This window comes from Amphritea sp. GJ51-11 (assembly GCF_055808735.1).
The window spans coordinates 2,217,034-2,231,946 of sequence record NZ_CM147881.1 but is presented as its reverse complement, the minus strand read 5'-3'; the positions used below and the strand labels follow the sequence as shown (position 1 = coordinate 2,231,946).

The following is a 14,913-nucleotide window of genomic DNA, read 5'->3' as shown; positions in this document are numbered from 1 at the left end:
TTTACTGGAGCTACCATATATCCTTACTGGCAAAGCAGTAATGGGTAGTATGAAGATTTGGGCATATCCAAAGCTATAACAAAACCATCGTTTATCGCGGGTTTTTTGCAACGAGTGATAGTTTCTATGAGTGATCTATATAAAGGTAGTTGTTTGTGTGGTGCTGTTACTTTCGCTGTTGAGGGTTTTAGCGGGCAAGCTGCGAATTGCCATTGCACTATGTGCCGTAAGTTTCATGGTGCTGCATATGGGACATTAGTAGGCGTATCAGGGTTGAAATGGATTTCGGGTAAAGGTTACCTAAAAGAGTTCATCGCGCGAAATGGCACTGTTCGTACTTTTTGTTCTGAGTGTGGTTCTAGTTTAGGTTTTCGTGTGAAGGGGGCTTTTTAAAAGACATTGAATTGGCAATTTCAACGTTTGATAGCGATATTCCTGTTGTAATCGATGCGCATATCTTTACTGATGACAAAGCCAATTGGTGTAATTTACAAGATGATTTACTCAAGTTCAAACAAGGGCGCAAATAGGCTTAAAGTTGCATAGCAAGGCGTTAAGTTTACCATCAATTATTCACCGGAGGCCACTATGGCTAATATGATTTCAGGTAGCTGTTGCTGTGGAGACGTAGAATTCACGCTGGCAGATAACGTTAGTAATTTTTACTTTTGTCACTGTGAACAATGTAGAAAATTAACGGGTACTGCACATGCCTCTAATTTATTCACATCACCTGATAATATCAATTGGGTTAAGGGTGCTGAAAAAGTAAAACGCTATGATCATCAAGAGCGTACTTTTTCTAAAGCTTTCTGTGAGAATTGTGGCTCTGGGTTACCGTTTATATCGCAAAGTGGTAAATCATTAATTGTGCCGGCAGGTAGTTTAAATGGAGAGCCATCAATAGCATTGGATGCTCAAATATTTTGCTCAGAGCAGACTGCGTGGCATCAACAGGGGTTGCAAGTAACTAAAGTGCCAGGTTTTCCAGCGTAAATATAACAAACACTTAAACAGGAAAAGCAGTGGATTAGATTTTTCTAAAAATTTTAATCCTCTGTTTTGTATGCTTAGTGTGTGTTAGGTAAATATGAATTGAGTATTAGTTATGTCCATAATTTTTGAAGATAAAAATCTCTGTAAAATAAGAACGATAACCACTTTTATATCACTGAGTGGTGATCGTCATCGTTGGAAAGAACAAATTGAAAGCGCCGCTTTTTTCTGTGGTAAATTAACATCTATCTTTCAAAAGTATGGTTATAAGGTTCAAACAAATAGAATCGTAACAAACCCTTTTGGTAAATATTTAAATACAGAGAGTATAGAAAGTGCAAGAGATGATTTAAGTTACCTTAATAATATTCTTCATAACTTAAAGTCTTCTGATATACGTATAAGGTTCGCTGTTGGAGAGGCTCAAACAAACCATGAAATATCACTTGTCCCCGAATTAATCAAAGAGTTTGGTGATCTATGCAATGTCTGTGTAAATGTTGGTCTTGACAAAAATGGAATGCTTGATAATGAAAAAATCACTAAATCTGCTGAAGCTGTAAAGACAATCAGTGAAATAACCCCAAGAGGGGAAGGTAATTTTAATTTCACTGTTAACTTTAACTGCGATCCGCTTATCCCATATTTTCCTGCAAGCTACCACCAAACAGAGTTAGGGAATCGTTTTGTTATTGGCTTAGAAACACCGGATTTACTTGTTAACGTCTTATCTGAAACCAATAAAAATACTCATTTTACTAATCATAATGAACAATATAATCATTACTACACTGTAATGAGTGAAGCACTTCAATATCATGTTTCTGCCATCAATAGCATTATTGATCTTGCAGATTTAGGTAACCATTTTAAATTTTCGGGGTTTGATAGTTCCGCCGCTCCATCAAAAGACTGCGAGAGTATGACGACTGTTTATGAAAAAATGGGGGTTGAGTATTTTGGCGCATCTGGGACAGTTGAAGCGTCTTCGTTATTAACAAAAGTATTTAAGTCATTACAAGGTGTTGATTTAGTTGGTTTTTCAGGGCTCATGCTTGCATTAACAGAAGATGCTGGGCTCGCGGCTGGTACACTTAAATCAAATTATGATATTCGTTCCCTATTAACCTATAGTGCAGTTTGTGGCATTGGTCTGGACACTGTTCCTATCCCTGGGGATACATCAATAGAAAAAATAAGTGCTTTTATGAGGGATACAGGAACAATGGCCTTTCGTTTAGATAAGCCGTTGACTGTTCGTTTATTTCCAGTCCCTAAACTAAATGCCGGTGATTTAACTGTTTTCGAAAGCGATGATTTATGTAACTGTGCTGTACTTGCTGTTCCTTAGGAGAGCGGTGCGGTTCGTTCCTCACCGGGCACTTTACGGATTGCCGCGTTTTTGGTGCGGTTGGGTGCATGGATTGTCGATGAGTAGGGCGCGGTGAAGAATGAACCGCACCATGGGCATCCATTATTCCCCAGAACTTTCATTACAGCTTTCATTACAACTGCCGTGTCAATATAGGTACGGTTCGCAGGCTCACCAGCACCTTGCGATTATGGCGTGACAAATGTTGCTTTTGGTATGCGGTGAACGGTGCGGTTCGCAAAGCTCACCAGCACCTTACAGCGTGACAACCCGAGCGGCCAGTGCGATTAGAACGCCACCGGTGAGGCGGTTAACCAGTTGGCTGCGTTTCTGTAGGGTTTTTAAGACTGGGCCGTGGGAGAGCAAGAACACCATTAGGGTATACCAGAGGCCGTCGACCAGTGCGGCGGTGGCGGTCATAATCAGATGATCAGTGGCGCTGGCATCGGGGCTGACAAATTGTGAGAACAGGGCGATAAAGAAGATCGCTAATTTTGGGTTGAGCAATGAAATGGTTGCGCCTTCAACACCGGCTGTCAGTATGGATACCTTTTGACCTTCATTCACACCAAAGGCCGAGTTTTTACCGGCACGAATCGCTTTAACGCCGATCCACGCCAGATAGGCTGCACCTAACCAAGTAATCACCTGAAATGCCAGTTGTGATTCGGCTACCAGAATGGCCAGCCCGGAGATGGTGGCAAAGGCCCATAAGCCAACACCGGCAGCGTGAAACCAGCTAGCAGCTAAACCGTGGCTACGACTGTTACTGACGGTTTGTTTAAGGACGACGGCGAGGCTAGGGCCGGGCGACATCGCCCCAAGGCAGCAGATAGCAAGTAATGAGAACCAAGCAGTTAAGGTCATGGGGTGTCTCTAGCAAGGATGTGTGAAAATGGCAGTTGCTTATGAATTCGGCACGATTGGTAAAATGCACCTAAGCTGATAAGTGAATTATATTACAGCGATACGGCAGGAACCAGAGGGCAAGCCGTGCTGTGGTAGTCCGTGTGGCTGTTTTAAGTGCCACGCAAGCAAGTGTCGAGTGACGTTGTACACTTCAATCGAGAGGTTTCAATTATGCAAAGTATCGAAACGATTTCCCAATCTTGCCCCTATTGCGGCGAGCCAATCGTGTTACTCGTGGATTGTAGTGCCGGTGATCAACAATATATCGAAGACTGTCAGGTTTGCTGTAAACCGATCACCGTTGAGCTGAAGCTCGATGGCAGTGAACCTGAGGTGTTGCTTAAAACCGAAAATGAGGTATAAAAAACGCCGCATGAGGTCATGCGACGTTGTTTGCGGCAAGGGCGGCTTGATAGCGCCTTTGCTTCGTCGAGGGGGTAGCCCGACTGTTTAGTCGATCAGGCCGTAATCGTTGCGCAGAATATCGATGATTTCCGCTTTTGGATTCTCTGATAAGGGCAGTTTTTTACCGATAATTTTTTCGGCAATTCCCACATAGGTATCAGAGACTTTTTGCAACAGCGCGGCGGGCAGGGCGTTATCCTTTGCCAACGCATAGCGCTCTTCCATGCGATCTTTATTGATCAGGATATCGGGATCAGGGAAGAAGTTAAGCAGCTCCTGACGGAACACCTCTTTTGAGTTTTCAACGACCTTGCCTTCGCGGTAAGACGGGCCGTCCCATATCCGTGATGAGTCAGGTGTACCGACTTCATCCATATAGATCAGCTTTTCATTGCCAGCAGCATCGGTCACATAGCCAAACTCAAATTTAGTATCGACAAATACTTGGTCGATTTTTTCAAGTTCGCTGCTAATAACATCAAAACCTTCTTTCAGCAGTTTTTCGTAAACCGCGATATCGTCCTTAGAACGGAAGTGGAAGGCTTGGTAGTTATTGCTGATATCTTCACGGGTGATGTTGACATCATCCACTTCAGGCACGCCGGGAATACCGCTGAGAATACCTTTGGTTGATGGGGTGATCAGCAACTCGGGCAGTTTTTGATCTTTTTGCAGGTCATCGGCAATCTGAATGCCACAGAATTCACGTTCGCCTTTGGCGTATGAACGCCACATGGAGCCGGTAATATACTGGCGGCAGATCGCTTCAATCATAACCGGTTTAGCTTTCTGGACGATCCACACAAACGGGTGAGGGATATCCAGAATGTGGCTATCGGCTAGTCCGTTATCACGGAACAGTTTAAACCAGTGATTAGAGATGGCATTCAGTGCCGCGCCTTTACCGGGCACGCCATTCATACCGCCTTCACCATGCCAGATGCATTCGAACGCTGAGATACGATCGCTGATAACCATAATGGCCAACGGCGCATCGGCGGCCACATCATAGCCTTTCTCTTGAATCAGACGGCGACTATCGGCTTCGGTCAACCAGTAAACGGAACGTACTTTTCCACTGTGTACCGGTAGGTCGGTACGAATCGGCAGATCATTGTTTACTGCCAAAACCTTATCAGCAAGACTCATTGCACTTTGTCCTGTATCTCAAAAATAGATTAATAATAACGTTCCAGAACCACAGCATTGACCTGAAAGGGTGGCAGTGCAGAGCTGGCGTCATAACAGCGTTGAACGCTTATTTTTTCTGCCAGATTCTGGAACAGGGATATTACACAGATTTGTAATAACCCGCTACATTTTGACCGCTGGATTTGCCTATCGTCGCGGGTCGGTGGCTTTATTAGGGTGCTGCAGTGAAGCGGCGTTTCTGGTTATTAGCTTAGTACGCATGGGTATATTCCTTTGATCGCCTAAAACTCATAGGCGGTTGTCATTGGATAGTTAAACACGGTGCTTTCATCACGGTAACCGGATGCCGCGGTTGCTTAAACTCCTTGAGCATAATCCGCATCACCAAGCTGAGGTGTACGGGTTATTGGCGGGGATGGATCATGATGCTAGGCGAAAATCAGTATGGGACGATAAGACTGGGCCTTTGATGCCGAAATTAACTGCGTCGAGGTCAAATAACCCTAACCTTTGTCGTTATTGATGCATGAGCGAATGTGATTATCCGGGTAAGTGGCACGCGACTAAAGTAGTGAATGTATGAAGTTTCTCCTGCTATACTCGTTCGCCTTAATTAAAAAGGTATCGCCGTGACTGACTCTTCTACATCTGCCGCTCTTGCCTCCACGGAAGCGACATTCTATCAAGTAAACCCACGGGCACGCTGGTTTGTGCTGGTGAGTATCTGTATCACGTTATTCATTGTACCGATGTCGATGTCCGGCGTGAACATGGCCTTGCCCGCCATTGCCGATGCGCTGCAGGCGGATGCGGTATGGCTGAGTTGGATTCCAACCGCGACCCTCTGGGGCAGTATCGTGCTATTACTGCCGGCGGGCCGGGTGGCGGATACTGTTGGTCGTAAGCCGATCTTCCTATTAGGGGTTATAGGGTTCTCGCTGGCTTCTTTGCTGGTGTTTGTGGTGCAATCGGTTGAAGTATTGCTGTTAGTGCGGGTGTTACAGGGACTGTTCAGTAGTCTGGTGTTTGCCACCGCAATGGCCATTATCGCCACGGTGTTTAGCGATAGTAATCGTGGTTCGGCATTGGGCTTTACCGCGACCTCGGTCTACCTTGGGCTGACCTGTGGGCCTCTAATCGGTGGTTGGTTAACTGAGCACTTGGGTTGGCAAAGCGTGTTTTGGGGGCCAGTGCTGTTAGCGTTGATTGCCATTGTGTTGGCGGTTATCTATATCCGTAATGATGGTCAGTCAGGTCAACCGGCTCAGCCCCTCGATTGGATCGGTTCGTTGATCTTTGTGGCTATCGCGACGCTGCTGCTGTTTGGTCTTTCAGGCTTACCTAATCTTTATAATATCTTGATGCTGTTGGCCGGCATCGCGCTGGTATTTGTGTTTGTCCGTTACCAGAACCGCAGTGCCTATCCTTTAGTGCGCTTTAGTTTGCTGGCGTCTAACCGGGTCATGAGTCGCTCATTGATGGCCAGCTTCTTGATGTATGCGGCCCATTATCCGGTGCTGTTCCTGCTGAGCCTCTATTTGCAATATTTACAGGGCTTGTCGCCGAGTGAGGCAGGGCAGATGATTTTGTTGCAGGCTTTTATTATGGCGATTCTTGCGCCGATTGCTGGTCGTCTCTCTGATCGCTATGAACCGCGTTTGATCGCCACCATTGGCTGTCTATTTTTCAGCTCGGGATTTGCCGTGTTGGTGTTCTTGGAATCCGATAGCCCACTGAATCTTGTGATTATCGCGTTGTCGCTACTCGGGGTTGGCTTTGGCTTATTCTCTACGCCAAACAACAATGCGGCACTTGGCTCCGTGCCTAAAGACCGCTTGAGTATTGCCTCGGCTCTGCTCAATCTCTCACGCACGAGTGGCAATATGTTTAGCATGGCGGTGATTATGTTGCTGATGAGCCAGTTGTTACACAGCGAACAGATTCGCCCGGAACGTTATCCCGATCTGTTGTTAGTGGTGAAACTAGGCTTTGCCAGCGCCTGTGCGTATAGCTTCGTCGCGGCATGGTTCTCATATAGTCGGGGTAAGGTGACCCGTTAAGGGCTGTAGTTAGGGCTATCGGGGATCATTCGGCTTTGCTATCGAGGCCGGTTTATTTGATCCGCCTTTGCAGGCCTTTTTGAGCAATGATACGAGTGGCAATCTCCTCGATGGAAAAGTGGGTAGTGTTGATGAAGGGCAGTTGCTGTTGGCGGAACATTCGCTCGACCGATTGAACTTCATCTTCACACTGATCCAGTGAGGCATAACGACTGTTAGCGCGACGTTCATGGCGGATAGAGGCTAACTGAAACGGGTCGATGGTTAGGCCAAACAGTTTATCCCGATAGGCTTCCAGTGAGTCCGGCAGATGGGTGCGATTAAGATCATCATCGGTGAGCGGATAGTTAGCGGCACGAATACCAAACTGCAGTGCCATATAGAGGCAGGTAGGGGTTTTACCGCACCGGGATACGCCGGTCAGAATAATATCGGCTTTATCGTAATGCTGCGTTTTTCCACCATCATCATTTGCAATGGCAAAGTTGACCGATTCAATACGATCCATATAGGTGTTTACTTCATTGATCGAGTGGGATTTGCCGACGCTATACGATGAGTGACTGCCCAGCTCTAATTCCAGCGGTTTGAGAAATGCCGAGAAAACATCGATTTTATAAGCGCTACTGGTGCTGATGACTTCACGAATGGCTTCATCCACCACGGTGTCGAATACGATAGGGCGATAACCGTCTTCTTTGCCGGCTTGATCAATGGTGTCGACCGCCTCTACGGCTTTCTCAATGGTGTCGATATAGGGCAGCGTGATTTTATTGAATTGAATCGAACCGAACTGTGCCAACAAGCTATTACCCAGTGCTTCAGCGGTAATGCCGGTGCCATCGGATATAAAAAAAGCTGTTCGTTTCATAAGCTTAGGCTGTCCTGCGTCATCGAAGTGTATTAGAAGGTGGTTATTATTACGATATTGGGGCGTACTGTATAGGAAACTATCGTATAAAACAGGAAGTTGGCTAAGCCACTGAACTTACGTGCAGAATTGCAGTATGATTAGCGCCATCACACATTATTTAAGGAGTGTACGGTTTTGCAGGAATATATCGTTCGTCTGGATCAGGTGGGTATGGATGACATTGAGCAAGTGGGCGGCAAAAACGCTTCACTCGGCGAGATGATCACAGAGCTGTCGGATGCAGGTGTTAAGGTGCCTGGCGGATTTGCCACCACCGCCACTGCATTCCGAGACTTCTTAAAACATAATCAACTGGATCAAAAGATCAGCGATATTCTGGCTCAGCTTGATCCTGAAGATGTTAATGCGTTGGCGGCTACGGGAACTCAAGTACGTCAGTGGATCCTCGATACGCCTTTTCCTGAAGCGCTCGATACTGCTATTGAGCAGGCGTTTGCTGATATGGGCGGCGATGAAGAGCAGGCGGTTGCGATTCGCTCCTCTGCCACCGCTGAGGATCTTCCGGATGCATCCTTTGCCGGTCAGCAAGAAACCTTTTTGAATATTCGTGGTTTGGCTAATATTAAGGCTGCTATCCATGAAGTGTTTGCGTCACTCTATAACGACCGGGCGATCTCTTACCGGGTACATCACGGCTTTGAACACCATGAGGTTGCACTGTCTGCGGGTATTCAACGCATGGTGCGCAGTGAAACCGGTGCCAGTGGTGTGATGTTTACCCTCGATACGGAATCTGGTTTTAAGCATGTGGTGTTTATCACCGCCGCGTATGGCTTGGGCGAAACGGTGGTGCAGGGTGCCGTTAACCCCGATGAATTCTATGTGTATAAACCCACCTTGCGTCAGGGCGCACCGGCGATTCTACGCCGTAGTTTAGGCACTAAAGCGATCAAGATGGTCTACGGCGCCGATGGCACCACTGCGGGTGCTGTTGAAACTGTTAAGGTGCCGCTGGAGCAGCGGTTACAGTTCTCGATCAATGACGATGATGTGCAGAAGTTGGCAGAGATCGCCATGACGATTGAGCAACACTACGGTCGGCCTATGGATATAGAGTGGGCTAAAGATGGTGATGATGGCGAACTGTATATCGTTCAGGCCCGTCCTGAAACGGTCAAAAGCCGGGATAAGACGGCGGTTATTGAACGCTATCTGCTGACTGAAACCGGTAAGGTGTTATTGGAAGGGCGCTCGATTGGCCACCGTATTGGCAGTGGCCCGGTGCGTATTGTTGATAGCCTCAGTGATATGGATAAGATTCAGCCGGGTGACGTGTTGGTGACGGATATGACCGACCCCGACTGGGAGCCGGTGATGAAACGTTCTTCGGCGATTATTACCAACCGCGGTGGCCGTACCTGCCACGCGGCGATTATTGCCCGTGAGTTGGGTATTCCCGCGATTGTTGGCTGTGGTGATGCGACCGAGCGGTTACATGATGGCCAGGAAGTCACTGTCTCCTGTGCAGAAGGAGATACCGGGCGAGCCTATGAGGGCCACCTGGACTTCGAACATCAAACGAATAAAGTCGATTCGATGCCACCGCTGCCGCTCGATATTATGATGAACGTGGGTAACCCCGACCGAGCCTTTGATTTTCAAGCGCTGCCGAATGCCGGTGTCGGTCTGGCGCGGCTCGAATTTATTATTAACCGTATGATCGGTATTCACCCGAAAGCGTTGATTGAGTTCGATCAGCAAGACGGCGCTATTCAAAACACCATCGCGCGACGTATCGCTGGCTATGATAGCCCCATTGAGTTTTATGTGGCTAAGCTGGTGGAAGGTATCTCAACGCTAGCCGCTGCTTTCTATCCCAAGAAGGTGATTGTGCGGATGTCGGATTTCAAATCCAACGAGTATGGCCATCTCATTGGCGGTGATGCCTATGAAGCCCATGAAGAAAACCCGATGTTGGGTTTCCGTGGAGCGAGTCGTTATATATCTGAATCCTTTCGTCAGTGCTTTGATTTAGAGTGCCGGGCGCTGAAATATGTGCGCGATGTGATGAAACTCACCAATATTGAAGTGATGATTCCCTTTGTACGCACCGTCGGCGAGGCTCGGCAGGTCGTTGAGTTACTGGCTGAAAATGGCTTAATGCGCGGCGAGAATGGTTTGCGGGTGATTATGATGTGTGAGATCCCGTCCAATGCATTGTTGGCTGATCAATTCCTCGAGTACTTTGATGGTTTCTCTATTGGCTCAAACGACCTAACCCAACTGACCTTGGGGCTAGATCGAGATTCCGGCGTTATCGCCCATCTGTTTGATGAGCGTAATGAAGCGGTACGCAAGTTGCTGGAGATGGCCATTCAAGCGTGCCGGGCGCAGGGCAAATATGTTGGTATCTGTGGCCAGGGGCCTTCGGATCACCCAGACTTCGCCAACTGGCTGATGGAGCAGGGTATTAACTCGGTTTCGTTAAACCCCGATACGGTGTTGGAAACCTGGTTCTTCCTCGCTAACGAAGATAATAAATCACTTTGATTTTATACCGTTATCTATGTGGCAGCCTTCTGTTTTATGATTGCACGGCTGAGTGCACTGTTAGCTAATGCAACTGGATCGATTTATTCAGCTCAACACCCCCTATAGTCGGAGCCGGGTTAAGCGGCTGCTGGCTGAAGGGCGGGTGAGGGTGGCCGGTAACACGGTCACCGATGGTCGCTTATCGGTGGATCGCTTTGTGCGGATTGAATTAGATGATCAGTTGCTACAAGAGTGCCAAGGTTACTATCTGATGTTGCACAAGCCCGCAGGGGTCGTGAGTGCGACAACTCATCCTGAACATCAAACCGTTATCGATCTGTTACCGCCGGCGTTACGTCCAGGGTTGCACCTTGCCGGTCGGTTGGATTTGAAAACAACCGGGCTAATGTTGCTAACCAATGATGGCAACTGGTCGCGCCGTATCACTCAGCCGACCTCGAAGATTGCCAAAGTTTATCGGGTGACGACTCAAGACGCAGTGGCGGCTAATACCGCCGAGGTGTTTCGTCAGGGGATCTACTTTGGTTATGAAGACATTACCACTCAGCCAGCCGAATTCGAACGCCTCGATAGCCATCACTCCCGCTTGACGCTTTATGAAGGGCGCTATCATCAGGTCAAACGAATGTTTGGTTATTTCGATAATGAGGTGACTGAGCTTCACCGGGAAAAAGTGGGTGATCTTAACCTCGACCCTAGCTTGCTTCCGGGTGAGTTTCGAGCGTTAACGGCAGCTGAGATTGCGCTGTTTTGAATTATCGTTAACCTTACACATCACCCCAATGGCACTGACCTCAATGGCTGCACTTAACAGTTACCTTGAGACGGCGCCTATCAAAACCGGTCTTGGTGATCTCCTCTTTGGGCGGGATAAAGTAAAACCGCTATCAACACCATAAGCCCCGCCAGTGCGCCTAATAGATGGGCAACCGGATAGGCTGGCCAAGCGCTTTGGCTTAACAGGGCTTGCTGACTAAATTGTTCCCAGATCAACTTACCCAAACAGATTAACAACGGTAACCAGCCGTTAATTGCCGACTGTTTACGGGCAAAAATCACCAAGCTGATCAGCAGTGGGGCAAACAATAGCCCTGACAGACCGGCATACTGACTGATGCCTGCCGCTGGTGAGAGCAGGTGAGTGTCTAGCATGATTAAACCGGTTAATAGGGTGGCTAGCAGTAACCGACGTGAGTGCAATTCCAAATAACCTGCAGCGATCGCAAAGGCGAGCAGATCCCATTGGAGGTGGCTGAGAGAGGTATGGCTGAGATGGCCGGTAAGTAAGCGCCACAGCTGCCCCTGTTGAATCAATTGTTGATCAAAATAGCCCAGCTCAAAAAATGAAGGCACTAAGCTAAGGGGGAGACTCAGTAGGATGATGATTAAAGTAATCCAGGGCCCGTTAAATGCACCTCCCGCGTTAACGGGAGGCTCTTGTGGCTTCAGTATCTGTGTTAATCGCTGAATCATAACGACCTCAGGCAGATTGACGTTTACGTTGGTTGCCAACATGTACCAGCAGTAACGCACCGATTAATAGCAACACCCAGTGACCGATGGCGCCTGACCCACTACCTAACGATGCTCTGTTTTGTGACGGGTTAAACATTGGCTTCTGCTTGTCTGCACGATGGCTGTTGGCCAGGGGTTGTGCTGCTGTTTGCGCTGAGGGCTGCAGACGTTGTTGTCTCGCCTGTTGCTCGGTTGCGATCCGTTGCTGGTTATTACGCTCAATATTCAATTGCTTAAACACTTCGTCTCTAACAACCAGCATCGAGGTGTATTCGGTGACAAGGTCATACTGAATTGCGAGATCGGTAATCGCTTGAATACTATCGGCATTGGCCGCTTCGCTTTCGCCAAGATAATCCATCGCTGCCTGTATGTTTTCGATACTGGCGAAGGCCCAGATCCGTTCCAGTTCGGGATGTAACAGGCTTTGTTGTGGCAGCGTTATTTCGGTGTTGTAGTGACGGCTTTGCCCGCCGACTTTAGCGGTGAGGGTCAGTTTCACCGGCCCAGGGGTGCGGTAGTGGCCTAAAACAGTTAGCTGCTCGCCGCGATAGAGTGAGCCGATCTGATCCGGAGTGAGGTCGGTGACGTTTCCTCCGTCTATCTTCAGTTGCACATCACGCAGTGCTTGGTGGGTCATCTTGCTGGTGGCCAGCATTAATTGGCCAACAATATCATCGGCATTAGAGACACTGATGGCAAAACCATTGGATGCTTCGGTCATGCTGTTCAGTAGGGGGCGGTTGGCGCTGTTACCCATGACAAAGGTAAATAAGCGGATATCGGCGGCTTCCATGAGATCAAGAAAGCGTTTCTTCTCGGTGACACCGACATTGGCGACGCCGTCGGTTACTAAAATCATGGCGGTACTGCGATCTGCATCGATATTCTTTAACCCCAGTGACAGACCCGAATACAGGTCGGTGCCGCTACCCGGTTGATATTGCTGTAATTGGTTGAGCAGCGGGTTGATTACCTCCGGTGTCGCGGGTTGAAAGCCCTGAGAAAAATCGCTGGCGCGGTTATTAAAGAGGACGATCTTAAAGCGGTCTTCGGGGCTGAGTTTAGCTAACCCCTGGCGTACACCCTCGATCAAGGTGCTGTATTTCCCCTGCATTGAGCCGGACACATCGAGCACAAAGACCCAATCGCGGCCGCCCTGCAAAATGCCTAAATCATCCCCCGGGGTGAGTGTCATCATAAAGGTGCCGGGGGCGTTATCGGCGGCTTTATAACTTAACAAATCGACACTGCCGGGTAGGTTTTCACTGTGGCGCCAGTAGACCACAATATCTTTATCCAGATGAGCCGCGGGAAGGCCGGTATTAGGCTGGTACTGCGGGTTGGATTGTTGCTCATCCGGCAGGTCACTGTTTGGCTTTAGGGCGAGACTATCAGTTGGATGCGCTGCTTGATTGCCTAGGCTAACGCGCCATTGCTGAGGGTTAAGTTGTTGGATCGCTGCTTCAGGGTGCTGTGGCAGCCGGATAGAGTCGACCGGGTAGCCCGTAGTGAGCCTCATGTTAAAACTAAACTGCTCATCAACCTGTTCAGTTCGGCTCCAAAAGGCATTTTTTTGATCATCCACACCGCCATCTTCTAATGGATAGACATAGCGACCGACACCCGAGTCCACATGGGCAGGCTGGATATAAACCAGTTTAATACGGACATCACTGTTAGGTTGCACTGGAGTAACATTGATATCGAAGCTTTTATAATGGTCTTGCTCGACTAATGCGGCCTCACGACCTGCTTGTTTTTCCTGTTCGTAGATCTGGTGCGCCTGCTGCTTTTTAATCACTTCACCAGTGACCGGTTTGCCATCAATCCAATAGGTGAACTCGCCGACCGCCGCATGATCCGGCAGCGGGAAACTGTAAATCGCTTCCAGTGCTTGCGCGTTAGGGTTGTGAAATACGTGCTCAATACTGGTGACCGCATAGCTGTGTTCGAGTACGACATTAACATGGTGTTCTTTAATGGTTAGGTCGGGCAGGTTGGACTGAATGGGCTTGAGTAGTCCGGCGGCATCGACGGATGGGGTGACACCGAAGGTGAGTGCTGCACTCAAGGCTAGGGCGCTGGAAAATAGTTTGCTGTTCATATCGATCCTCTTAATCCTGTTGACTGAATCTAAACGGCGGATGTCAGTGCGTTGAAGTCAGAGCGATCATGGCGTGTGCGGTGCTTGGGGAATAGCAAAGCGCTTGAGGTATCACATAATGATACCTCAGGTTGAGTTAACCGAGATAAATAGGCCAGAAATACGGTGAGGTTTATTCTTTGCGGTAGTGCTTAAACAAGCTGTATTGCCACTGTCGTATCGCGAGCACCATTGTATTACCATGCTTTTGATCCATGGGTAGGGGGTAGTCATCTCGAATCAGACTATTAAACTCTTCGGCGATCCGTTCCATTTTTTTCTGCATGGCTAGGTTGGCCTCTGGGGTGAGAACGCCGTTGAGCACGATCAACTTTTCATGTTTTTTATCAAACCGAGACTGAAAGAAGTCTTGTTCGACCTTTTGCTGGAAAAACTGTTGAATCGGGCCATTGGGTAGCCAGGTGAAATTAGGGTCGATTAACAGTTTAATACGGTTGTTGGGCTGTAGCTCGATAAACCGTAGGCGATCCAGTTGTGCGAGTTTGCGGATACAGTCGAGTTCACTGATGGCGTAATGGTCAACAATATCCTTAAAGCCAAATCCATTGATCACACTGACGGCAATCAGCAGCAGCTCAAGGTCGGAGGCGATCTCTTGCTCCTGTTCTCGGGTGAGCTGTGTCAGTCGCTGCTGTTCCTGTGCCATCAACTTAAATAAGCCGGTCAATTCTAACCCGGCAAGGTCGGCAATAATCTCGAGTCGTTGCAGGGTAAAGTTCTGTTCCGAAAACAGCCGTTTCACTGAGGCCTCACTGAGTTGCAAGGCCTCGGCAACATCGATATATGTCTTTCCCTGAGCCTTTAGCTGTTTCTTCAGGGTTTGAACCAGTGCTGCTGCCTGCGCCATAAGATTTTTTGCATCCACTCAATGATGATATTCAAAACCTGTTTTTAGCATAAACCCCGGTGG

13 protein-coding genes are annotated in these 14,913 nt (G+C 48.2%); 7 read left to right on the top strand and 6 right to left on the bottom strand.

Annotated features, from left to right (window positions below; genetic code table 11):
- The first annotated feature begins 126 nt into the window (after nt 1-126).
- The 3 genes from AC0L4K_RS09845 to AC0L4K_RS09835 all read left to right on the top strand — a co-directional run bounded on the left by AC0L4K_RS09845 (nt 127) and on the right by AC0L4K_RS09835 (nt 2,347).
- Nucleotides 127-393 (top strand): GFA family protein, encoded by a 267-nt coding sequence (locus AC0L4K_RS09845; RefSeq protein WP_473269128.1) that lies wholly within the window; start codon nt 127-129, stop codon nt 391-393.
- A gap of 195 nt (nt 394-588) precedes the next feature.
- Nucleotides 589-996 carry a GFA family protein gene (locus AC0L4K_RS09840; protein ID WP_473269127.1) on the top strand — a complete coding sequence of 136 codons (408 nt, stop codon included), beginning with the start codon at nt 589-591 and terminating at the stop codon, nt 994-996.
- Between the two features lie 112 nt (nt 997-1,108).
- Nucleotides 1,109-2,347 carry a DUF711 family protein gene (locus tag AC0L4K_RS09835; protein WP_473269126.1) on the top strand — a complete coding sequence of 413 codons (1,239 nt, stop codon included), beginning with the start codon at nt 1,109-1,111 and terminating at the stop codon, nt 2,345-2,347.
- A gap of 276 nt (nt 2,348-2,623) precedes the next feature.
- On the opposite strand, the gene AC0L4K_RS09830 is transcribed toward AC0L4K_RS09835, so the two are convergent.
- Nucleotides 2,624-3,235, bottom strand: coding sequence for a LysE family translocator (locus tag AC0L4K_RS09830; RefSeq protein ID WP_473269125.1), 612 nt, complete (start codon nt 3,233-3,235; stop codon nt 2,624-2,626).
- A gap of 213 nt (nt 3,236-3,448) precedes the next feature.
- Here AC0L4K_RS09830 and AC0L4K_RS09825 point away from each other — a divergent pair, with 213 nt between their 5' ends.
- A complete protein-coding gene (locus AC0L4K_RS09825; RefSeq protein WP_417222928.1) occupies nt 3,449-3,640 on the top strand; it encodes a CPXCG motif-containing cysteine-rich protein in 192 nt (63 codons plus the stop codon).
- An 87-nt stretch (nt 3,641-3,727) separates the two neighbouring features.
- Here the strand turns inward: AC0L4K_RS09825 and AC0L4K_RS09820 are convergent, their stop codons facing one another.
- Nucleotides 3,728-4,831 carry a phosphoribosylaminoimidazolesuccinocarboxamide synthase gene (locus AC0L4K_RS09820; protein ID WP_417222931.1) on the bottom strand — a complete coding sequence of 368 codons (1,104 nt, stop codon included), beginning with the start codon at nt 4,829-4,831 and terminating at the stop codon, nt 3,728-3,730.
- Between the two features lie 632 nt (nt 4,832-5,463).
- Here AC0L4K_RS09820 and AC0L4K_RS09815 point away from each other — a divergent pair.
- On the top strand, nt 5,464-6,894 hold the full coding sequence (locus AC0L4K_RS09815; protein ID WP_473269123.1) for an MFS transporter: 1,431 nt from the start codon (nt 5,464-5,466) through the stop codon (nt 6,892-6,894).
- Between the two features lie 52 nt (nt 6,895-6,946).
- Here AC0L4K_RS09815 and ppsR read toward each other — a convergent pair whose 3' ends face one another.
- A complete protein-coding gene (ppsR, locus tag AC0L4K_RS09810) occupies nt 6,947-7,765 on the bottom strand; it encodes a posphoenolpyruvate synthetase regulatory kinase/phosphorylase PpsR (RefSeq protein ID WP_473269122.1) in 819 nt (272 codons plus the stop codon).
- Nucleotides 7,766-7,942: 177 nt separating this feature from the next.
- On the opposite strand from ppsR, the gene ppsA reads away from it, so the two are divergent.
- Together ppsA and AC0L4K_RS09800 are read left to right on the top strand one after the other, a co-directional pair.
- Entirely contained in the window at nt 7,943-10,318 is a 2,376-nt protein-coding gene (gene ppsA / locus AC0L4K_RS09805; protein WP_473269121.1) for a phosphoenolpyruvate synthase, read from the top strand.
- A 67-nt stretch (nt 10,319-10,385) separates the two neighbouring features.
- Nucleotides 10,386-11,075 carry a pseudouridine synthase gene (locus tag AC0L4K_RS09800; RefSeq protein ID WP_473269119.1) on the top strand — a complete coding sequence of 230 codons (690 nt, stop codon included), beginning with the start codon at nt 10,386-10,388 and terminating at the stop codon, nt 11,073-11,075.
- Between the two features lie 80 nt (nt 11,076-11,155).
- Here the strand turns inward: AC0L4K_RS09800 and rrtA are convergent, their stop codons facing one another.
- From rrtA to AC0L4K_RS09785, 3 genes are all read right to left on the bottom strand, one after another.
- On the bottom strand, nt 11,156-11,794 hold the full coding sequence (gene rrtA, locus AC0L4K_RS09795; RefSeq protein ID WP_473269118.1) for a rhombosortase: 639 nt from the start codon (nt 11,792-11,794) through the stop codon (nt 11,156-11,158).
- A 7-nt stretch (nt 11,795-11,801) separates the two neighbouring features.
- A complete protein-coding gene (locus tag AC0L4K_RS09790) occupies nt 11,802-13,943 on the bottom strand; it encodes a VIT and vWA domain-containing protein (RefSeq protein WP_473269117.1) in 2,142 nt (713 codons plus the stop codon).
- Nucleotides 13,944-14,115: 172 nt separating this feature from the next.
- Nucleotides 14,116-14,850 (bottom strand): XRE family transcriptional regulator, encoded by a 735-nt coding sequence (locus AC0L4K_RS09785; protein ID WP_473269116.1) that lies wholly within the window; start codon nt 14,848-14,850, stop codon nt 14,116-14,118.
- Between the last annotated feature and the right edge of the window lie 63 nt (nt 14,851-14,913).